The sequence below is a fragment of the Mycobacterium sp. Root265 genome (assembly GCF_001428895.1).
Classification (GTDB): domain Bacteria; phylum Actinomycetota; class Actinomycetes; order Mycobacteriales; family Mycobacteriaceae; genus Mycobacterium.
Window position 1 is genome coordinate 1 of the sequence record NZ_LMJA01000009.1, and the last position, 21,443, is coordinate 21,443.

General features: G+C 66.4%; 18 protein-coding genes. 12 read left to right on the forward strand and 6 right to left on the reverse strand.

Annotated elements, in window-relative coordinates:
- On the reverse strand, nucleotides 1-122 hold a 122-nt coding region (locus ASE48_RS32650; protein WP_156409139.1), incomplete at its 3' end, for an aldehyde dehydrogenase family protein.
- A gap of 311 nt (nucleotides 123-433) precedes the next feature.
- Between ASE48_RS32650 and rplJ the strand changes: the two genes are divergently transcribed.
- From rplJ to ASE48_RS10225, 6 genes are all read left to right on the forward strand, one after another.
- Nucleotides 434-964 carry a 50S ribosomal protein L10 gene (gene rplJ, locus ASE48_RS10200; protein ID WP_057166970.1) on the forward strand — a complete coding sequence of 177 codons (531 nt, stop codon included), beginning with the start codon at nucleotides 434-436 and terminating at the stop codon, nucleotides 962-964.
- 36 nt (nucleotides 965-1,000) lie between these two features.
- Complete coding sequence (gene rplL / locus ASE48_RS10205; RefSeq protein ID WP_057166971.1) at nucleotides 1,001-1,390, forward strand: 50S ribosomal protein L7/L12; 390 nt, start codon at nucleotides 1,001-1,003, stop codon at nucleotides 1,388-1,390.
- Nucleotides 1,391-1,558: 168 nt separating this feature from the next.
- The gene (locus ASE48_RS10210) at nucleotides 1,559-2,635 is read left to right on the forward strand and encodes an ABC transporter ATP-binding protein (protein WP_057166972.1); all 1,077 of its coding nucleotides are present in this window, start codon (nucleotides 1,559-1,561) and stop codon (nucleotides 2,633-2,635) included.
- A 202-nt stretch (nucleotides 2,636-2,837) separates the two neighbouring features.
- Nucleotides 2,838-4,556 carry a hypothetical protein gene (locus ASE48_RS10215; protein ID WP_057166973.1) on the forward strand — a complete coding sequence of 573 codons (1,719 nt, stop codon included), beginning with the start codon at nucleotides 2,838-2,840 and terminating at the stop codon, nucleotides 4,554-4,556.
- 225 nt (nucleotides 4,557-4,781) lie between these two features.
- A complete protein-coding gene (gene rpoB, locus ASE48_RS10220; protein WP_156409140.1) occupies nucleotides 4,782-8,276 on the forward strand; it encodes a DNA-directed RNA polymerase subunit beta in 3,495 nt (1,164 codons plus the stop codon).
- A 55-nt stretch (nucleotides 8,277-8,331) separates the two neighbouring features.
- Nucleotides 8,332-12,285 carry a DNA-directed RNA polymerase subunit beta' gene (locus tag ASE48_RS10225; protein ID WP_057166975.1) on the forward strand — a complete coding sequence of 1,318 codons (3,954 nt, stop codon included), beginning with the start codon at nucleotides 8,332-8,334 and terminating at the stop codon, nucleotides 12,283-12,285.
- Between the two features lie 63 nt (nucleotides 12,286-12,348).
- Here ASE48_RS10225 and ASE48_RS10230 read toward each other — a convergent pair whose 3' ends face one another.
- Both ASE48_RS10230 and ASE48_RS10235 read right to left on the reverse strand, forming a co-directional pair.
- Nucleotides 12,349-12,936, reverse strand: coding sequence for a maleylpyruvate isomerase family mycothiol-dependent enzyme (locus ASE48_RS10230; protein WP_057166976.1), 588 nt, complete (start codon nucleotides 12,934-12,936; stop codon nucleotides 12,349-12,351).
- Between the two features lie 80 nt (nucleotides 12,937-13,016).
- Nucleotides 13,017-13,856, reverse strand: a complete 840-nt coding sequence (locus ASE48_RS10235; protein WP_057166977.1) for a hypothetical protein — start codon at nucleotides 13,854-13,856, stop codon at nucleotides 13,017-13,019.
- 132 nt (nucleotides 13,857-13,988) lie between these two features.
- On the opposite strand from ASE48_RS10235, the gene ASE48_RS10240 reads away from it, so the two are divergent.
- Nucleotides 13,989-14,972 carry a calcium/sodium antiporter gene (locus tag ASE48_RS10240; protein ID WP_057166978.1) on the forward strand — a complete coding sequence of 328 codons (984 nt, stop codon included), beginning with the start codon at nucleotides 13,989-13,991 and terminating at the stop codon, nucleotides 14,970-14,972.
- A 61-nt stretch (nucleotides 14,973-15,033) separates the two neighbouring features.
- Here the strand turns inward: ASE48_RS10240 and ASE48_RS32655 are convergent, their stop codons facing one another.
- Nucleotides 15,034-15,189 (reverse strand): hypothetical protein, encoded by a 156-nt coding sequence (locus tag ASE48_RS32655; protein ID WP_156409141.1) that lies wholly within the window; start codon nucleotides 15,187-15,189, stop codon nucleotides 15,034-15,036.
- Nucleotides 15,190-15,266: 77 nt separating this feature from the next.
- Here ASE48_RS32655 and ASE48_RS10245 point away from each other — a divergent pair, with 77 nt between their 5' ends.
- Nucleotides 15,267-16,016, forward strand: coding sequence for a deoxyribonuclease IV (locus tag ASE48_RS10245; RefSeq protein WP_057166979.1), 750 nt, complete (start codon nucleotides 15,267-15,269; stop codon nucleotides 16,014-16,016).
- Nucleotides 16,017-16,075: 59 nt separating this feature from the next.
- A complete protein-coding gene (locus ASE48_RS10250) occupies nucleotides 16,076-17,134 on the forward strand; it encodes a phosphatase PAP2 family protein (RefSeq protein ID WP_057166980.1) in 1,059 nt (352 codons plus the stop codon).
- A gap of 5 nt (nucleotides 17,135-17,139) precedes the next feature.
- Here ASE48_RS10250 and ASE48_RS10255 read toward each other — a convergent pair whose 3' ends face one another.
- Nucleotides 17,140-17,736: a TetR/AcrR family transcriptional regulator gene (locus tag ASE48_RS10255; protein ID WP_057166981.1), complete on the reverse strand. Its 597-nt coding sequence runs from the start codon at nucleotides 17,734-17,736 to the stop codon at nucleotides 17,140-17,142.
- A gap of 2 nt (nucleotides 17,737-17,738) precedes the next feature.
- Nucleotides 17,739-18,074 carry a cupin domain-containing protein gene (locus ASE48_RS10260; protein ID WP_057166982.1) on the reverse strand — a complete coding sequence of 112 codons (336 nt, stop codon included), beginning with the start codon at nucleotides 18,072-18,074 and terminating at the stop codon, nucleotides 17,739-17,741.
- Nucleotides 18,075-18,137: 63 nt separating this feature from the next.
- On the opposite strand from ASE48_RS10260, the gene ASE48_RS10265 reads away from it, so the two are divergent.
- The 3 genes from ASE48_RS10265 to ASE48_RS10275 are packed head-to-tail and all read left to right on the forward strand — an operon-like array spanning nucleotide 18,138 to nucleotide 21,405.
- Nucleotides 18,138-19,757 (forward strand): acyl-CoA dehydrogenase family protein, encoded by a 1,620-nt coding sequence (locus tag ASE48_RS10265; protein ID WP_057166983.1) that lies wholly within the window; start codon nucleotides 18,138-18,140, stop codon nucleotides 19,755-19,757.
- 25 nt (nucleotides 19,758-19,782) lie between these two features.
- The gene (locus ASE48_RS10270; protein ID WP_156409142.1) at nucleotides 19,783-20,688 is read left to right on the forward strand and encodes a crotonase/enoyl-CoA hydratase family protein; all 906 of its coding nucleotides are present in this window, start codon (nucleotides 19,783-19,785) and stop codon (nucleotides 20,686-20,688) included.
- Between the two features lie 3 nt (nucleotides 20,689-20,691).
- Nucleotides 20,692-21,405, forward strand: coding sequence for a PaaX family transcriptional regulator C-terminal domain-containing protein (locus ASE48_RS10275; RefSeq protein WP_057166984.1), 714 nt, complete (start codon nucleotides 20,692-20,694; stop codon nucleotides 21,403-21,405).
- The last annotated feature ends 38 nt before the right edge of the window (nucleotides 21,406-21,443 follow it).

Here is a 21,443-nt window from a genome sequence, read left to right on the forward strand (position 1 = left end):
GACCACCCCGTGAACGCTGCAGCCGCCGCCGACACCGCCGCCTCGATCTGCTCATCGGTCGCGGTGGGATACTCCTTCACCACATCACCGGTCGCCGGATCAACTACCGCGTACAGACTCATCGGTTCTGCTCCTCACTCGTGGTAACAGTCCCCCCGGACCGAACCTACGCGGTTCCACGCGAGCTGCCTCGTTTTGGCCGATCGGGCTGCGGCAGGCTATTCTTTCCGGGTTCCACCGAAGACCGTCGGTCACCGAGCAATCGGTTGAAGGTCCCGGATCATCCGGGCGGCCCACGCAGGAGGACGAGGTAGAGCATTCTTGCGCGCCCCGACCTGTCTGTGTCGGGGCGTTCGTCTTTTCCGAAGCCTTTCAGCGCACGTGCGGCCCCGTGTCGGTTGGTGGACATCCCAACCATCACGAGGAGGCAAGCATGGCCAAGGCTGAAAAGGCCACCGCGGTCGCCGACATCGCCGAGAAGTTCAAGGAGGCGACGGCCACCGTCGTCACCGAGTACCGCGGCCTGACGGTGACCAACCTTGCCGAGCTGCGCAGGTCACTGGGCGACGGAACGACCTACACCGTCGCCAAGAACACCTTGGTGAAGCGTGCGGCGTCCGAGGCCGGAGTCGAGGGTCTCGATGACCTGTTCGCCGGTCCGACCGCCATCGCATTCATCAACGGTGAGCCCGTCGACGCCGCCAAGGCGATCAAGAAGTTCGCCAAGGACAACAAGGCGCTCGTCATCAAGGGCGGCTACATGGACGGCCGTGCGCTGTCCGTGTCCGAGGTCGAGCGGATCGCCGACCTGGAATCGCGCGAGGTGCTGTTGTCGCGCGTCGCCGGTGCCCTCAAGGCGAAGCAGTCCCAGGCCGCAGCGCTGTTCGTGGCGCCCGCGTCCCAGGTCGCACGACTGGCTGCAGCTCTGCAAGAGAAGAAGGCCGGCGAAGAAACCGCCGCCTGAGACCACATCAACAACCCATAAAGATAAGGAACCACCATGGCCAAGCTGTCCACCGAAGAACTCATCGACGCCTTCAAGGAACTGACCCTGCTCGAGCTCTCTGAGTTCGTGAAGGTGTTCGAGGAGACCTTCGACGTCACCGCCGCCGCTCCCGTCGCCGTTGCCGCAGGCCCCGCCGCCGGTGGCGCGCCTGCCGAGGCCGCCGAAGAGCAGAGCGAATTCGACGTCATCCTCGAGGGTGCCGGCGAGAAGAAGATCGGCGTCATCAAGGTCGTCCGCGAGATCGTTTCCGGCCTGGGCCTCAAGGAGGCCAAGGACCTCGTCGACAGCGCCCCGAAGCCGCTGCTGGAGAAGGTCAACAAGGAAGCCGCCGACGACGCCAAGGCAAAGCTCGAAGCTGCCGGCGCATCGGTCACCGTCAAGTAGTTCTCTGCGCACTGTGGGCCGGGTCGAATTCGACCCGGCCCACAGTCGTCTACAGGGCTGTTCAGTGTGCGGTTCGTCGTTGCTGAAAAACTGTGTAGGTTACAGTGACTCAAGCCACAGGCGGGTGTAGCAGGTGGCACGGCGGGGCTGTGAGCGGAAGGAACCTGTATGGGCGTCCAAATCGACGTGACTGGACTGAGTAAATCGTTCGGGTCGTCGAAGATCTGGGAAGACGTCACATTGACGGTTCCCGAGGGTGAAGTCAGCGTGCTGCTGGGCCCGTCCGGTACCGGTAAGTCGGTGTTTCTGAAGTCGCTGATCGGCCTGTTGCGGCCTGAGCGCGGCTCGATCGTCATCGATGGCACCAACATCCTGGAGTGCTCGGCCAAGGAGCTCTACGAGATCCGCACCCTGTTCGGTGTGCTGTTCCAGGACGGCGCCCTGTTCGGGTCGATGAACATCTATGACAACACGGCCTTCCCGCTGCGCGAGCACACCAAGAAGTCCGAGTCCGAGATCCGCAACATCGTGATGGAAAAGCTCGAGCTCGTCGGTATGCCCAATGACGGGCACAAGTTCCCCGGTGAGATCTCCGGCGGTATGCGCAAGCGCGCCGGCCTGGCCCGCGCTCTCGTCTTGGACCCGAAGATCATTCTGTGCGACGAGCCGGACTCCGGTCTGGATCCGGTGCGTACCGCGTATCTGTCGCAGCTGTTGATCGATATCAACGCCCAGATCGATGCGACCGTGCTGATCGTGACGCACAACATCAACATCGCCCGCACCGTGCCGGACAACATCGGCATGCTGTTCCGCAAGAAGCTGGTCATGTTCGGCCCGCGTGAGGTGCTGTTGACCTCGGAGGAGCCGGTGGTCAAGCAGTTCCTCAACGGTCGCCGTATCGGTCCGATCGGTATGTCGGAGGAGAAGGACGAGGCCACCGCAGCGGCCGAGCAGGCGATGATGGAGGCCGGTCAGCATGACGGTGGTGTCGAGGAGATCGAGGGTGTGCCGCCGCAGCTGATGGCCACTCCCGGTATGCCTGAGCGTAAGGCGGTGGGTCGTCGTCAGGCGCGGGTGCGCGAGATCCTGCACACCCTGCCCCCGGCCGCCCAGGAAGCCATCCGCGACGATCTGGAGGGCACGCACCAGTACCAGGCGCACGAGCCCGGTCACGTCCCGGCCCGCCCGCACCACCACGAGGACGACGCCCCGACGACGTCCATCCCGGTCACCAATCAGTAGAACGTCCAGCACGCAGAAAACCGCCCGAGCCTCGGCCCGGGCGGTTTTTTGTTGCCCGCGGGGGCGAGGGTGCGTCCAGAGCGCCGATGGCGCGGTTTACACGATCTGGATGCACTGTCACGCCCTTGGTGGCCGGCAATTCGTCGAAACCGCGGTCGTACCCGGTGCTCAGGGCTAACATCTGGCACCGGGGGAGGTCGTCATGGGGATTTCGATTTCACGGTGGATCGGCGCGGGGTTACTGGCATTCGGGGTGGTGATCGCGCCGACGGCATTCATCAGCTCAGCCGGCGTGGCGTACGCCGACACCGAAGCCGATTCCGAGGCAGGCAAGCCGGCACCGCCGGACTCAGCCGGACCGCAGGAGTCGGAGAGCCCCGACCCGGCAGAGCCCGACGACGAGGCAACGGCCCCGGACGACGAGCCCGCCGAGGAACCCGAGGCCGAACCCGACAGTGACGTCACGAAACCCACCTTGCGGACGGTGGAACGCGTGCGCGATCACGCGCCCACTCCCGGCGGTCTCGCCGACCAAGTGGCTGAGGAGGACGAGCCGGTCGAGGAGGCCGCGGAACCGGAGCGCATCGCGGCGACCAGCCGACCGGTCGAGCGTCGGGTGGCGCGCACCGCGGTCGCGCAGGTGTCCGCCGCGACATCGCGAGTCACCGTGGCCGAGGCACCCGAGGCTGCAACCGCAGCCGCGCAGCCGGCACCCACCGCGGTCGCCGCGACGGGCCGCCCGACCCTGATCAACATCGTCGGCACCTTCTTCTTCAGCCTTTTCGACAGGTTCGTGCGACTGTTCGAGGGGCCGCCGGCGGTCCCGCCCGGCCGAGCGGTGCGACTGGCCCGCACACCTCTTGAGCTCGACTGCGGCAACGGCTACACCGTCGACGCGGACTGGTACTTCCCGACCGAGACCGAGCCGGACAAGATCATCTACCTGCAGCACGGCGCCTTCGCCCGTGCCGGGCTGTACAACGTCACCGCGGCCGATCTGGCGGTGCGCAACAACGCCATCGTCGTGGCGCCCTCGATCACCACGAACTTCTTCGCCTGCGACGGGTGCGCGCTCGGAAACGATCAGATGCACGCCGCCGTCGCAGACCTGTTCATCGGCGACCGGAACGCACTTGTTGCCAGCGCGCTCGCGGCGGGCTGGACCGCACCGCTGCCGCGGCGGTTCGTGATCGCCGGGCACTCCGGCGGCGGTCAGCTGGCGGCGGGCGCGGCCGGCTATTACGCGGTCCGGGCGCCCGCCGACGAGGTGTACAACCTGGCCGGTGTGCTGCTACTGGACACCTCCTCGGTCGGCGGTGCGGTGGAACGTGGGATTGCCAGAGTTCCGCTCGACATCCCCGTGCACCTCATCGCCGGGGCCCCGGCGCCGCTGAACACCTACGGTGACGTGAACTTGGTGCTGGCCCAGCTCCGACCGGGTTTTGTCGGCGTGCAGCTGATCGGTGGCACCCACAGCGACGCGTGGCGATCCAGCAACGGGCTGGCCGAATTCGTCGGCGGTCTCCTCGGCGGTTTCTCGAAGGCTCGCAACGTCGACGCCGTCCAGGAGCTGGCGCAGGCCTGGATCGCCGATTGGTTCAACGGCACCCACACGGATGCCTATTACGGCGAACGGGGCGAGACCATCACCATCGCCACCCCGGCGGGGCCGGCGCAGGCGTACGTCATCCCCGGGCCGGCGCCGCGGCTGACCTTCTTCGACCGGATTCTGAAGGCGATGATCGAGTCGACGGAATTCCTCGCTCAATTCAGCGGTAACTGCGCCGCGGACCCTGCAGTGACCCCGAATGGCGCTGAATCGCTGCTCCTGAGCAGAAACTCCACAGGCGACACGGCTCTATCTCTTGACGAAGGGCGGCAAACGGGCCAGTCTGTTTTGCAGCAATGTAGGAGGGGTTGAACAAGATCGAGTCGCCAGCCAGCGCCCGGTTCGCCCCCTACATGCGGTGGTTGAGGAATGCGCCGTCTTGCGCTATTGTTGGACGTTGCGCTGGCTGCATCCTGCCCACCCTTCACTGCACCTGACATCGTGACCTAGCCTGAGCCCTGCTCAGCGATCTAGACGCGTGCCATGGTTCCGGCGAAGATTCGGGCTTGAGAGCCAGCCAAACCGATGCAGATATAGCTGGAAGGGTGCATCTTGGCAGTCTCGAGCCAGAGCAAGTCAGATTCCACTAATAGTTCCGTTCCGGGAGCGCCGAACCGAATTTCCTTCGCCAAGCTCCGTGAGCCTCTTGAGGTTCCGGGGCTACTTGACGTTCAGACCGACTCTTTTGAGTGGCTGGTCGGTTCGGACCGGTGGCGTACGAAGGCAGTCGATCGCGGGGACGTGAACCCGGTCGGCGGCCTGGAAGAGGTACTTGCCGAACTGTCCCCGATCGAGGACTTCTCCGGCTCGATGTCGTTGAGCTTCTCCGATCCGCGCTTCGACGAAGTCAAGGCGCCGGTGGACGAGTGCAAAGACAAGGACATGACGTACGCAGCTCCGCTGTTCGTCACGGCCGAGTTCATCAACAACAACACCGGTGAGATCAAGAGCCAGACGGTCTTCATGGGTGACTTCCCGATGATGACCGAAAAGGGCACCTTCATCATCAACGGCACCGAGCGTGTCGTGGTGTCCCAGCTGGTCCGTTCGCCGGGCGTGTACTTCGATTCGTCCATCGACAAGGCCACCGAGAAGGACCTGCACAGCGTCAAGGTCATCCCGGGCCGCGGTGCATGGCTGGAGTTCGACGTCGACAAGCGCGACACCGTCGGCGTCCGTATCGACCGCAAGCGCCGCCAGCCGGTCACCGTGCTGCTGAAGGCCCTCGGCTGGACCAACGAGCAGATCGTGGAGCGCTTCGGCTTCTCCGAGATCATGATGGGCACGCTGGAGAAGGACAACACCGCCGGAACCGATGAGGCGCTGCTGGACATCTACCGGAAGCTGCGCCCGGGCGAGCCGCCGACCAAGGAGTCCGCGCAGACCCTGCTGGAGAACCTGTTCTTCAAGGAGAAGCGCTACGACCTGGCTCGCGTCGGCCGCTACAAGGTCAACAAGAAGCTGGGCCTGAACGCCGGCCAGCCGATCACCAACTCGACGCTGACCGAAGAGGACGTCGTCGCGACGATCGAGTACCTGGTGCGTCTGCACGAGGGCCAGACCTCGATGACCGCTCCCGGTGGCGTCGAGGTACCCGTCGAGGTCGACGACATCGACCATTTCGGTAACCGTCGTCTGCGTACCGTCGGCGAGCTGATCCAGAACCAGATCCGGGTCGGCCTGTCGCGTATGGAGCGTGTCGTGCGTGAGCGCATGACCACCCAGGACGTCGAGGCGATCACCCCGCAGACCCTGATCAACATCCGTCCCGTCGTGGCGGCGATCAAGGAGTTCTTCGGAACCAGCCAGCTGTCGCAGTTCATGGACCAGAACAACCCGCTGTCGGGTCTGACCCACAAGCGCCGCCTGTCGGCGCTGGGCCCCGGTGGTCTGTCCCGTGAGCGCGCCGGCCTTGAGGTCCGCGACGTGCACTCCAGCCACTACGGCCGGATGTGCCCGATCGAGACCCCTGAGGGCCCGAACATCGGCCTGATCGGCTCGCTGTCGGTGTACGCACGGGTCAACCCGTTCGGTTTCATCGAAACGCCGTACCGCAAGGTTGTCGACGGCCAGGTCACCGACCAGATCGACTACCTGACCGCCGACGAGGAGGACCGCCACATCGTGGCGCAGGCCAACTCGCCGCTGGATGGCGACGGCCGGTTCACCGAAGAGAAGATCCTGGTCCGCCGTAAGGGCGGCGAGGTCGAGTTCGTCTCGGCCGTGGACGTGGACTACATGGACGTCTCCCCGCGCCAGATGGTGTCGGTCGCGACGGCGATGATCCCGTTCCTCGAGCACGACGACGCCAACCGTGCCCTGATGGGTGCCAACATGCAGCGCCAGGCGGTTCCGCTGGTCCGCAGCGAGGCCCCGTTGGTCGGTACCGGTATGGAACTGCGTGCCGCCATCGATGCCGGTGACGTGGTTGTCGCCGACAAGACCGGTGTGATCGAAGAGGTTTCGGCCGACTACATCACCGTGATGGCCGACGACGGTTCGCGCCAGACCTACCGGATGCGCAAGTTCGCCCGGTCCAACCACGGCACGTGCGCCAACCAGCGCCCGATCGTGGACACCGGACAGCGTGTCGAGGCCGGCCAGGTTCTCGCCGACGGGCCGTGCACCGAGAACGGTGAGATGGCGCTGGGCAAGAACCTGCTCGTCGCCGTCATGCCGTGGGAGGGTCACAACTACGAAGACGCGATCATCCTCTCGAGCCGTCTGGTCGAAGAGGACGTGCTCACCTCGATCCACATCGAGGAGCACGAGATCGATGCCCGCGACACCAAGCTGGGCGCCGAGGAGATCACCCGGGACATCCCGAACGTCTCCGATGAGGTGCTGGCCGATCTCGACGAGCGCGGCATCATCCGCATCGGCGCCGAGGTCCGCGACGGCGACATCCTGGTCGGCAAGGTCACCCCGAAGGGTGAGACCGAGCTGACCCCGGAAGAGCGTCTGCTGCGTGCCATCTTCGGTGAGAAGGCCCGCGAGGTCCGCGACACGTCGCTCAAGGTGCCCCACGGTGAGTCGGGCAAGGTCATCGGCATCCGCGTGTTCTCGCGCGAGGATGACGACGAGCTGCCCGCCGGCGTCAACGAACTGGTCCGCGTCTACGTGGCCCAGAAGCGCAAGATCTCCGACGGCGACAAGCTCGCCGGACGCCACGGCAACAAGGGCGTCATCGGCAAGATCCTGCCGATCGAGGACATGCCGTTCATGCCTGATGGCACCCCGGTGGACATCATCCTGAACACCCACGGTGTGCCGCGTCGTATGAACATCGGCCAGATCCTGGAAACCCACCTCGGGTGGGTGGCCAAGGCCGGCTGGAACATCGAGGGCTCACCCGAGTGGGCAGGCAAACTGCCCGAGGGCATGCTGTCCGCTCCGGCCGACAGCATCGTGGCCACCCCGGTGTTCGACGGTGCCCAGGAAGGGGAGCTGGAGGGCCTGCTGGGCTCGACGCTGCCCAACCGCGACGGCGACGTCATGGTCAACGCGCAGGGTAAGGCAGAGCTGTTCGACGGGCGTTCCGGCGAGCCGTTCCCGTACCCGGTCACGGTCGGCTACATGTACATCCTGAAGCTGCACCACCTGGTGGACGACAAGATCCACGCCCGCTCGACCGGTCCGTACTCGATGATCACCCAGCAGCCGCTCGGTGGTAAGGCGCAGTTCGGTGGTCAGCGGTTCGGCGAGATGGAGTGCTGGGCCATGCAGGCCTACGGCGCCGCCTACACGCTGCAGGAGCTGCTGACGATCAAGTCCGACGACACCGTCGGTCGCGTCAAGGTGTACGAGGCCATCGTCAAGGGCGAGAACATCCCCGAGCCGGGTATCCCGGAGTCGTTCAAGGTGCTTCTCAAGGAGCTGCAGTCGCTCTGCCTGAACGTCGAGGTGCTGTCCTCGGACGGTGCGGCGATCGAGATGCGTGACGGTGACGACGAGGACCTGGAGCGCGCTGCCGCGAACCTGGGAATCAACTTGTCGCGCAACGAATCTGCTTCTGTCGAGGATCTCGCTTAAACCTCCGCCGTTTGAACTGATAGTTATCTAGTCCCGCAAGGGGAAAGGGAGTTACGTGCTAGACGTCAACTTCTTCGATGAACTCCGCATCGGTCTCGCGACCGCGGACGACATCCGCAACTGGTCCTTCGGCGAGGTCAAGAAGCCGGAGACCATCAACTACCGCACGCTCAAGCCCGAGAAGGACGGCCTGTTCTGCGAGAAGATCTTCGGACCTACTCGCGACTGGGAGTGCTACTGCGGCAAGTACAAGCGCGTGCGCTTCAAGGGCATCATCTGCGAGCGCTGCGGCGTCGAGGTGACCCGTGCCAAGGTGCGCCGTGAGCGGATGGGCCATATCGAACTGGCCGCACCCGTCACGCACATCTGGTACTTCAAGGGCGTTCCGTCGCGCTTGGGCTACCTGCTGGACCTGGCCCCGAAGGATCTGGAAAAGATCATCTACTTCGCGGCCTACGTCATCACCGCGGTCGACACCGAGATGCGCCACAACGAGCTCTCGACCCTCGAGGCCGAGATGGTCGTCGAGAAGAAGGCCGTCGAGGATCAGCGTGACGCGGACCTGGAGGCCCGGGCCCAGAAGCTCGAAGCCGACCTGGCCGAGCTGGAGCGCGACGGCGCCAAGTCCGACGTGCGCCGCAAGGTGCGTGACGGCGGCGAGCGCGAAATGCGCCAGCTGCGTGACCGTGCCGGCCGTGAGCTGGAGCGTCTCGACGAGATCTGGACCACCTTCACCAAGCTGGCGCCCAAGCAGCTCATCGTGGACGAGGTGCTCTACCGCGAGCTCATCGACCGCTACGGCGAGTACTTCCAGGGCGCCATGGGCGCGGAGTCGATCAAGAAGCTCATCGAGACCTTCGACATCGACGCCGAGGCCGAGAGCCTGCGCGACACCATCAAGAACGGCAAGGGCCAGAAGAAGCTGCGTGCGCTGAAGCGGCTGAAGGTCGTTGCGGCGTTCCAGATGAACCGCAACTCGCCGATGGGCATGGTGCTCGACGCCGTGCCGGTGATCCCGCCGGAGCTTCGCCCGATGGTGCAGCTGGACGGTGGCCGCTTCGCGACCTCCGACCTCAACGACCTGTACCGCCGCGTCATCAACCGCAACAACCGGCTCAAGCGACTGATCGACCTCGGCGCGCCCGAGATCATCGTCAACAACGAGAAGCGCATGCTTCAGGAGTCGGTGGACGCGCTGTTCGACAACGGCCGCCGCGGCCGTCCGGTCACCGGACCGGGCAACCGTCCGCTCAAGTCGCTGTCCGATCTGCTCAAGGGCAAGCAGGGTCGCTTCCGTCAGAACCTGCTCGGCAAGCGCGTCGACTACTCGGGCCGTTCGGTCATCGTCGTCGGCCCGCAGCTCAAGCTGCACCAGTGCGGCCTGCCGAAGCTGATGGCACTCGAGCTGTTCAAGCCGTTCGTGATGAAGCGTCTGGTCGACCTGAACCACGCGCAGAACATCAAGAGCGCCAAGCGCATGGTCGAGCGTCAGCGTCCGCAGGTGTGGGACGTCCTCGAAGAGGTCATCGCCGAGCACCCCGTGCTGCTGAACCGCGCACCCACGCTGCACCGTCTGGGCATCCAGGCCTTCGAGCCGCAGCTGGTGGAGGGCAAGGCCATCCAGCTGCACCCGCTCGTCTGTGAGGCGTTCAACGCCGACTTCGACGGTGACCAGATGGCCGTGCACCTTCCGCTGTCCGCGGAGGCGCAGGCCGAGGCCCGCATCCTGATGCTGTCCTCGAACAACATCCTGTCTCCTGCGTCGGGCCGTCCGCTGGCCATGCCGCGTCTGGACATGGTGACGGGCCTGTACTTCCTGACCACCGAAATCCCCGGTGACACAGGCGAGTACACGGCGCCCGGGAAGGACACCCCGGAGACCGGTGTGTACAGCACCCCGGCCGAGGCCATCATGGCCCTCGACCGTGGCGTGCTGTCCGTGCGCGCCAAGATCAAGGTGCGGCTGACCAACCAGCGTCCGCCCGCCGACGTCGAGGCACAGCTGTTCCCCGAGGGCTGGCACCACGGAGACGCCTGGATCGCCGACACCACGCTGGGTCGCGTGCTCTTCAACGAGCTGCTGCCCAAGGGCTACCCGTTCGTCAACGCGCAGATGTTCAAGAAGGCGCAGGCCGCGATCATCAACGATCTCGCCGAGCGTTACCCGATGATCGTCGTCGCGCAGACGGTGGACAAGCTCAAGGACGCCGGTTTCCACTGGGCGACGCGTTCGGGTGTGACGGTCTCGATGGCCGACGTGCTCGTTCCGCCGCAGAAGGCGGAGATCCTGGAGCGCTACGAGAGCGAAGCCGACTCGATCGAGAAGCAGTACCAGCGCGGCAAGCTCAACCATGTCGAGCGCAACGGCGAACTGGTGAAGATCTGGCAGCAGGCCACCGAAGAGGTCGGTAAGGCCTTGGAGTCGTACTACCCCGAGGACAACCCGATCATCACGATCGTGAAGTCCGGCGCCACGGGCAACCTGACCCAGACCCGCACGCTCGCGGGCATGAAGGGTCTGGTGACCAACCCGAAGGGCGAGTACATCCCGCGTCCGATCAAGTCCTCGTTCCGCGAGGGCCTGACCGTGCTGGAGTACTTCATCAACACCCACGGTGCCCGTAAGGGTCTGGCCGACACCGCGCTGCGTACCGCCGACTCGGGTTACCTGACCCGTCGTCTGGTGGACGTCTCGCAGGACGTCATCGTGCGTGAGACCGACTGTGAGACCGAGCGCGGTATCAACGTCACCCTGGCTGAGAAGCAGGACGACGGCAGCCTGGTCCGCGATCAGCACATCGAGACGTCGGCATACGCCCGCACGCTGGCCACCGACGCGGTGGACGCAAGCGGCAACGTCGTCGTCGCGCGTGGACATGACCTGGGTGACCCGGCCATCGACGCGCTGCTGGCAGCCGGCATCACCGAGGTGAAGGTCCGCTCCGTGCTGACCTGCACCACGGGCACCGGCGTCTGCGCGATGTGCTACGGCCGTTCGATGGCCACCGGCAAGCTCGTCGACATCGGCGAGGCCGTCGGTATCGTCGCCGCGCAGTCCATCGGTGAGCCCGGCACGCAGCTGACCATGCGTACCTTCCACCAGGGTGGTGTCACCGGTGGTGCCGACATCGTCGGTGGTCTGCCGCGTGTTCAGGAACTGTTCGAGGCCCGCGTGCCGAAGAACCGTGCCCCGATCGCCGATGTCACCGGCCGGGTGCAGCTGGAGGAGACCGACAAGTTCTACAAGATCACCATCGTTCCCGACGATGGTGGCGAGGAAGTCGTCTACGACAAGCTGACCCGTCGCCAGCGCCTGAAGGTGTTCAAGCACGATGACGGTTCCGAGCGTCTGCTCTCCGACGGTGACCATGTCACCGTGGGTCAGCAGCTCATGGAAGGTGCTGCCGATCCGCACGAGGTGCTGCGTGTGCAGGGCCCGCGTGAGGTGCAGATCCACCTTGTCCGGGAGGTCCAGGAGGTCTACCGGGCTCAGGGTGTGTCGATCCACGACAAGCACATCGAGGTCATCGTGCGGCAGATGCTGCGCCGCGTGACGATCATCGATTCCGGTGCCACGGAGTTCCTGCCCGGATCGCTGACGGAGCGTGCCGAGTTCGAGACCGCCAACCGTCGGGTGGTGGCCGAGGGCCTGGAGCCCGCGGCCGGCCGTCCGGTGCTGATGGGTATCACCAAGGCATCGCTGGCCACGGATTCGTGGCTGTCGGCGGCGTCGTTCCAGGAGACCACTCGCGTGCTGACCGATGCGGCGATCAACTGCCGCAGCGACAAGCTGATGGGTCTGAAGGAGAACGTGATCATCGGCAAGCTGATCCCGGCCGGTACCGGCATCGCCCGTTACCGGGACATCCAGGTGCAGCCGACCGAAGAGGCCCGCGCTGCGGCGTACACGATCCCGTCCTACGAGGATCAGTACTACAGCCCGGACTTCGGCCAGAGCACCGGTGCTGCGGTGCCGCTGGACGATTACGGATACTCGGACTACCGGTAAGACCTACCGATAGTCTTCAGTTCGAGAAAAGCCCCCGGGATTCATCCCGGGGGCTTTTTCGTGTCAGCGCACGAGCAGGTTGTTGCGGCCCGAGCAAGCCAGCAGCAATTCGACTGCGGTGCCGCGTATCTCGCGGCCGGTGCCGATCCTCAGGTCTTGGTCCGTCGCTGTGAGGCTGAGGCCGGCGGCGAGTTCCTTGGCCCCGCCGAACTTCGTCGAGGTGCGGATCTGCTGGCGCAGCGACCATTCGACCGCTTCGGGCGGATAGGCACGGTGCAGACCCAGCGCGCGGCGGATGTCCTCGCCGTGCACGACTTCCTCGACGATGCGGGTGCCCTTCGGGGCGAGCGGGGTGGTGGTCCTCGGGGCAGCCTGCCTCAGCCGCTGCAGGGTCTGGGTGGGCGTCGCACCTTTGGCGCGTGCGATACCGCGGTCGTTCTGCCGGTCGAAATCGAAGCCCGCCCTGGCCATGTCGCGCGCGAAGCCGAGGCGGGTGGACTCGGCGACGTCCACGAGGTGCGCGGCCACATCGTGCACGGTCCACCCCGGGCACAGCGACGGCTGCGCCCACTGTTCCTCGGTGAGGCCCTCCAGGTCGGCGATGAGGGCGTGGCGCTCGGTGTGCACGAGCGGCCAGATGTCATTGCTCATGCCGGGTAGACCCGCGCGGGCCCGAAATCTCATCGAGTGTGCGTCCCCGTCGGCATCGGAGCCGTTTCCCCGACGAGGATTCACACTCGGCGGCTCCACGCGTCGCCGAGACGGATCAGGACACTGTCTTCGGTGTCCGCGGCCGTCACGCGGATGATGATCCAGCCCAGTCGCGACAGCTCATCCAGCCGCCGGATATCGCGCTCATAGGTGAATCGGTCGGTCTGGTGGTGTTTTCCCTCGTACTCCAGACCGATCTTCCGGTCCTCCCAGCCCAGGTCGATGCGCGCGAATTCGTAGTGGTGCTGATCGCGAACGCGAATCTGGGTCTGTGGGCGCGGGTATCCGGCCCGACCGACGAGCAGGCGCAGCCAGGTCTCGCGGGGGGACTCCGAGCCGCCGTCCACAAGTGTCAGGGCCTTTCGTGCCGTCGGGATACCCCGCCGGCCGGGGTGAGCGGCCATCAGCTTCTCGACGTCGAGCACGTCGAGTCGAGTGGCATTGACCAGAGCGTCGATGGCGGCCACCGCGCGGTCCAACGGATACCGACGGGCCAGATCGAAGGCGGCTCGGGCGGGCCTGCACACGCGCATACCGCGAATATCGATGATCTCGTCGTCATCGATATCGTCGGACCAGACGCGAATACCAACAGGCGGTCGACGGTTGTGATGGATCAGCTCGGCCGGACTGCGCGCGTCGACCCACTTCGCACGGTGCAGCGCGGCGGCTGAGTTGCCCGCGATGACTGCCCGCCTCTTCGACCACAGCCACGCAGCCTCGGCCCGAAGCGCCGCGGTGAGCTCGATATCCCGGCACAGATGGATGCTCGGGTAGACGGGGCGATACCGAGTGCGGAGCGCGTGCCCGGTGAGTGTCCCGGCAGCGACGGCGCCCCAGTCGATGAACGGACCTTGCATTCAACAAGTCTCACGTCGGGCAGTGTGTGGAACCTCTGAGACTTTGCGGCGGATTGTGTGCGTACCCGTCGGCATCGGAGCCGTTTCCCCGACGAGGATTCACACACCGGCGGGTCCACTAGGCTCTTCGCGATGTGGAGTGATGCGGGCTGGTTCCTGTTGGGCCTGGCCGCACTGGTTCTCGGGGCCGAGGTGATGGTCCGTGGCGGCGCGGAGGTCGCGGCAAGGCTCGGCATCAGCCCGATCGTCATCGGCTTGACCGTGGTGTCGATCGGCACCAGCCTGCCCGAACTGGCCGTCGGCGTGGTCGCGGCGAGTGAGGGCAGCGGCGCGCTGGCGGTCGGCAACATCGCCGGTACCAACGTCGTCAATCTGCTGCTCATCCTGGGCCTGAGCGCGCTGATTCTGCCGCTCACGATGGCCACGCGGACGCTGCGTTTCGAGCTCCCGGTGATGGCCGGAGCGGCGGTGCTGATGCTGGTACTCGCGCTGGACGGCACCTTGTCCCGGGTCGACGGCATCATCCTGGTGACCGGGGCGGTGGTCTACACGGCGGCGCTCATCCAGATGACCCGCCGCGAGTCGCGCGCCGTCGTCGGCGAATACGGCGAGGCCTACGCCCCGGAGCAGCCCGGCGACCTCGTCGTGAAAACCCGGCCCACCGCGCTCTATATCGGCATGATGCTGGCCGGTATCGCGGTCGTGGTGATCGGCGCGGACTGGCTCGTCGACGGCGCGGTGGGAATGGCGCGCAGCTTCGGGGTCTCCGACGCCCTGATCGGGCTGACCGTCGTCGCGATCGGCACCTCCGCGCCGGAGCTGGTGACGACGGTGGTCTCCACCTTGCGCGGTAACCGCGATATCGCCATCGGCAACCTGCTGGGCAGCAGCATCTACAACATCCTGCTGATCCTCGGCGCCACCTGTCTGGTTGCCACCGACGGCCTGGTGATGCCGGCCAGCCTGGTGCGCATCGACATCCCGATCATGGTGGCCGTCGCGCTGGCCTGCATCCCGATCTTCGTCACGGGCCGCCGGGTGAGCCGCGGCGAGGGCGGTGCGATGGTCGCCGCATACCTTGCCTACCTGACGTTTCTGCTGGTCACCCAGAGCTGATCCGGAAAGCGCACGGCCGCCGCGACTCCCGGTGAGGCAGACCGCGGCGGCCGCGTGACAATCAGCTTGTCCTGTCGGCCTCACGACGCTGCTTACGCGTTTCGCGTTGGTACTTCACCAGCGCGACCAGTGCCTTGGGATTGCGTGCCAGGGCGACCGCAGCCTGCCCGCCCATCTTGACCTTCTGACCGAAAGTCGGTTTTTCCTGGGGTTCCACTACTTACCTCTCACCGATCTTGATTGTCCGCTCTGCACCCTAGCCGGGCCGTCACAGCCGGTGCCTACACTGGCCTCGTGCTCATCGGTTCGCATGTCAATCCCGAAGACCCGATCGCCGCGGCCACCGCCGAAGGCGCTGACGTGGTCCAGTTCTTCCTCGGAAATCCGCAGAGCTGGAAGAAACCCAAGCCGCGTGAGGATGCCGAGGTGCTCAAGGCCTCCAGCGTCCCGCTGTACGTGCACGCGCCGTACCTGATCAATGTCGCCTCGGCGAACAACCGGGTGCGCATCCCGTCGCGGAAGATCCTGCAGGACACCTGCGATGCGGCCGCCGAGATCGGCGCCACCGCCGTCATCGTGCACGGCGGGCACGCCGACGACAACGATATGGACGCCGGTTTCGAGCGCTGGGTGAAGGCGCTGGACTACCTGGAGACCGATGTGCCGGTGTACCTGGAGAACACCGCGGGCGGCGACCACGCGATGGCGCGGCATTTCGACACCATCGCCCGGCTCTGGGATCACATCGGCGACAAGGGAATCGGCTTCTGCCTGGATACCTGCCACGCCTGGGCCGCCGGCGAGGCACTGATCGACGCCGTCGAGCGGATCAAGTCCATCACCGGCCGCATCGACCTCGTGCACTGCAACGACTCCCGCGACGCCGCGGGCTCCGGCGCGGACCGGCACGCCAACTTCGGCACCGGGCAGATCGACCCGCAACTGCTGGTGGCCGTGGTCAAGGCCGCCGATGCCCCGGTGATCTGCGAGACCTCCGAAGAGGGCCGCAAGGATGACATCGCGTTCCTGCGCGACAACATCTGACGCATTTCGGACTGTCGGCAAACGGTGAGTGACCGGAAGGTGAACTAGGCTCACCTCTCGTGGCCACGATTGACGAGGAACAGTCAATCGTCGCGGACGGACAGCTCGCCCCCGGGCGTCGCGCCCAGCGGCTGCGATATCTGCGCTACACCGCGATCACCGTCTGGGCGGCCGTCGTCCTGTGGCGCACCATCACCGACGGATTCGCCTTCAACCGGGAACTCGTGCTGCTGTACATCAGCACCGGACTGCTCGCGGCCAGCATCGGCCAGGGCCGGCGCATGTTCTACGTGCTCCGCGACTGGCTGCCCTTCGCGGTGTTGTTGATCGCTTACGACCTCAGCCGGGGAGCGGCCGATTTCGTCGGCCGCCCGACGTTGTGGCACTGGCAGGCCGACGCCGACCGCTGGCTGTTCGGTGGCACCATGCCGACGGTATGGCTGCAGGAACGCCTGAAACTGCCGCAGCCGCCGTGGTGGGAAGTCGGGATCAGCACCGTCTACATGTCGTTCTTCGTGCTCCCGTACGTGATCGCCGGGGTGCTGTGGCTGCGCGACCGCGACGAGTGGAAGCGGTTCGTCAAGCTGTTCGTCGGCTTGAACTTCGCCGGGCTGATCATCTACACGCTGGTGCCCGCCGCGCCGCCGTGGGCGGCCGCCCGCTGCACCGCCGATGACGTCGCAGGTGGTCCGTCGGGCCCGCAGTGCATGTTCAAGTCCGCGCGCGGCGTCCCCGACGGCGGTGTCCTCGGCGCCATGGAGAACGTGCAGGACGGCGCCAACGGCTGGATCGAGCGCATCGTGACGCGGGGTTGGGGCAACCTCAACCTGCACACCGCGACCGCCCTGCTGGACCAGGGACAGGCCAGCGTCAACCTGGTGGCCGCGATCCCGTCACTGCACGCGGGGATGTCGGCAGCGTTGGCCGCGTTCCTGTGGAACCGGTTGAACCACCGGTGGCGCCCGGTGCTGGTGGCCTACCCGCTCGTCATGGCCTTCACGCTGGTGTACACCGCCGAGCATTACGTCATCGACATCCTGCTGGGCTGGGCGCTGGCCGCTGCGGTGATCTACGCCGGGCACGCCTACGAGTCGCGGCGCAGGGCGTCGACGACCTAGGTCCGTCAGACCTGCGCCAGCGCGATGACCATCTCGGCCACCGTGTCCAGATCCGCGCGGGCGCGCCTTCCGTCGGGGTCGCACACGTACTGCATCGTCAGGCCGTCCACTCCGGCCAGAATGATCCGGGCGAGTCGGTCGTAGGGCACCGCGCTCTGCTCGCCGGCATTGGTGGCCGCGGCCTCACACCAGGTCGCGATGGCCTCGGCGTATCGCTGGTACTGCCACTGCGCCAGGTGTTCCAGGCCGGGTTGGCGCAGCGCGTAGTTGAGCAGTTCGAACTGCATCAGCTGCAGGTTGATCTGGTCGACGACGAGCTCTGTCCAGAAGACCGTCAAGCCCTGCCGGATGGCGTGCGCCAGTCCGGAATTGGTCTCGACCGCGCCGGTGAGGACGGTGGCGATCTCATTGATGACGTCCTCGATGACGGCGCGCAACAACTGTTCCTTGGACGGGAAGACGTACTGCAGCGTGCCCAACGGCACCTCGGCCTCGGCGGCGACGGCACGCAACGAAGTGGTCGCGACGCCCTGGCGGGACATGACCTGCCGGGCAGCGGCGACGAATTGCCGGCTGCGGACGGACGCTTCGACGTACGGCATGCTCAGGTCAGGTAGATCTTGCGCAGGGTCTCGGTGACCGTCCAGGTGGTCTCGGCGCCGGCGGCCAGGCGCCCGATATCGCCGGCGCGCAACTGCAGCGCCACAGTGCCGTCGGCGAACTCGACGGTGGCGGCCCCGGAGAGCACGACGAACACCTCGTCGGCCTCGACATCGGTCATGGTGCCCACCGACATCTCCCAGACGCCGATCTCCAGATCGCCGAACTCGGTGAGCGTCGACGCCGCGGTGCTCGGGTCGCCTGCCACGGACTGATCGGCCGGTACCGGCTCGTGGGTGAGTGCCAGTGCGGCGGCGCGGATGACGGTATTGGGCTGCACCGCACGAGTATGCACTGTGTTACGTATCTTGTGCAGCTGTCGAGAAAATGTAACAGTAGTTGTATGGCCACTCACGTCGTCACCAATCAGGTCCCGCCGATGCTCGACCACAATCCGGCTGCCTCGCCGGTGCTCATGGAGGCGCTGGTCCGCGAGGGCGGCGGATGGGGCGCCGACGAGATCACCGAACTCGGCGCGCTGAGCGGATCGGCCCAGGCCCAGCGCTGGGGCGAACTGGCCGACCGCAACCGTCCGGTGCTGCACACCCACGATCGCTATGGCCACCGCGTCGACGAGGTCGAATTCGACCCGGCCTATCACGAGCTGATGAATGTGGCCGTGACGCACGGACTGCACGGCTCCCCGTGGGCCGATGACCGCACCGGATCTCATGTGGTCCGGGCCGCCAAGACCTCGGTGTGGACGCCCGAGCCGGGACACATCTGCCCGATCTCGATGACCTACGCCGTGGTGCCCGCGTTGCGTTTCAACCCCGAACTGGCCGCGGCCTACGAACCGCTGCTCACCAGCCGGGTCTATGACCCCGAGCTGAAAGTGCCCACCACCAAAGCCGGTCTCACCGCGGGTATGTCGATGACCGAGAAGCAGGGCGGCTCCGACGTCCGGGCCGGCACCACCGAAGCGGTCGCCAATGGCGACGGCACCTACACGCTGACCGGACACAAGTGGTTCACCTCGGCGCCGATGTGCGATGTGTTCCTGGTACTCGCTCAGGCGCCCGGAGGAGTGTCCTGCTTCTTCCTGCCCCGGGTGCTGCCCGACGGCACCCGCAATCGGATGTTCCTGCAGCGCCTCAAGGACAAGCTCGGCAACCACGCCAACGCTTCCAGCGAGGTCGAATACGACGGGGCGACGGCCTGGCTGGTCGGTGAGGAGGGCCGCGGGGTGAAGACCATCATCGAGATGGTCAACCTGACCAGGCTGGACTGCACGCTGGGCAGCGCGACCAGCATGCGCACCGGGCTGAGCCGCGCAGTGCATCATGCCCAGCACCGAAAAGCGTTCGGCGCCTATCTGATCGACCAGCCGCTGATGCGCAACGTGCTGGCCGACCTCGCCGTCGAGGCCGAGGCCGCGACCATGCTGGCCATGCGGATGGCAGGTGCCACCGATCGCGCGGTGCGCGGTGACGAGCGCGAGTCGCTGTTGCGCCGGATCGGCCTCGCCGCCGCCAAATACTGGGTGTGCAAGCGGGCGACACCGCACGCCGCCGAGGCGATGGAATGCCTGGGCGGCAACGGCTACGTCGAGGACTCCGGGATGCCGCGGCTGTACCGGGAGGCGCCGCTGATGGGCATCTGGGAAGGGTCGGGCAATGTCAGCGCGCTGGACACGTTGCGCGCCATGGCAACCCGGCCGGAATGCGTCGACGTGCTCTTCGAGGAACTCGCGCTGGCCCAGGACCCGCGTCTGGACGCGCACGTCGCCGCGCTGAAGACGTCACTGAGCAGCCTCGGCGATATCGAGTACCGCGGACGGCAGGTCGCCGAGGACATCTCACTGGCCTTGCAGAGTTCGCTGCTGGTGCGACACGGACATCCCGCCGTCGCCGAGGCCTTCCTGGCCAGCCGCCTGGGCGGGCAGTGGGGCGGCGCGTTCGGCACCCTGCCGACCGGCCTGGACCTGGCGCCGATCATCGAGCGCACGCTGGTCAAGGGATGAGCTCCCTGCGGCAGGAGGGGAGCCCGTGGACACGCTGAAGACCATGACCTATGAGGTGACCGGCCGCATCGCCCGGATCACCTTCAACCGCCCGGACAAGGGCAACGCCATCATCGCCGACACCCCGGTGGAACTGGCGGAACTGGTAGAGCGCGCCGATCTGGATCCGAATGTCCACGTCATCCTGGTTTCCGGTGCCGGAGAAGGCTTCTGCGCGGGCTTCGACCTCGGGGCCTACGCCGACGGCAGCTCCTCGGCCGGCTCCGATCACCGCGGCACCGTGCTCGACGGCCGCACCCAGGCGGTCAACCATCTGCCCGGCCAGCCCTGGGATCCGATGATCGATTACCAGATGATGAGCCGGTTCGTGCGCGGCTTCTCCAGCCTTATGCACTGCGACAAGCCCACCGTGGTCAAGATCCACGGCTACTGCATCGCCGGCGGCACCGACATCGCCCTGCACGCCGATCAGGTCATCACCGCCTCAGACGCAAAGATCGGCTACCCGCCGATGCGGGTGTGGGGTGTCCCGGCGGCCGGGTTGTGGGCACACCGGCTGGGAGACCAGCGCGCGAAAAGGCTTCTGTTCACCGGGGATTGCCTCACCGGCACCCAGGCCGCCGAATGGGGACTGGCCGTCGAGGCGCCCGAACCCCAGGACCTGGACGAGCGCACCGAACGCCTCGTCTCCCGGATCGCCGCCATGCCGGTGAACCAGCTCATCATGGCCAAGCTGGCCTGCAACACCGCGCTGCTGCAACAGGGTGTGGCCACCAGTCGGATGGTCAGCACCGTGTTCGACGGTATCGCCCGGCACACCCCCGAGGGGCACGCGTTCGTCGCCGACGCGGTCGAGCACGGGTTCCGTGAAGCGGTCCGGCACCGTGACGAACCGCTGGGTGATCACGGCCGACGCGCCTCCGGGGTCTGACCGGTGCGACTGACCGCCCGATCGGTGGTGCTGAGCGTCTTGCTCGGTGCGCATCCGGCGTGGGCGTCGGCGGCCGAACTCGTGCTGTTGACCGCCGATTTCGGTATTCGGGAGGCGACAATGAGGGTGGCGCTGACCAGGATGGTGGGTGCGGGGGACCTGGTGCGATCCGCGGACGGCTACCGGCTCTCGGACCGGCTGCTCACCCGGCAGCGCCGCCAGGACGGCGCCATCGAACCGCGGGAACGATCGTGGGACGGAACCTGGACGACGCTGCTGATCACCAGCGTCGGCGCCGATGCCCGGACCCGCGCCGACCTGCGGAACACCTTGGTGCAGAACCGGTTCGGCGAGCTTCGCGAAGGGGCGTGGTTGCGCCCGGACAACCTCGCGGTGGTGCTGCCCGATGACGTGCGGGCCAAGGTGCGTGTCCTGCGCAGCCGCGACGATGACCCCGCCGGCCTGGTGGGGCAATTGTGGGACCTGCGGGCCTGGGCCCGCGAGGGCGAGCGGTTGCTCGCCGAGATGTCCGAGGCCACCGATGTGCCCGGGCGTTTCGTGGTGGCCGCCGCCATCGTGCGGCATCTGCTGACCGACCCGGTGCTGCCGGCCGAACTGTTGCCGGCGCGCTGGCCCGGCGAACGGCTTCGGCTGGCCTACCGGGATTTCGCCGCCGAACTGGTCGCGCGGCGAGACGACCGAGTGGAGGCACTGTGAGTGAAGGTTCGGAGGGCAGCAGCGAAGCGACCCGGGGA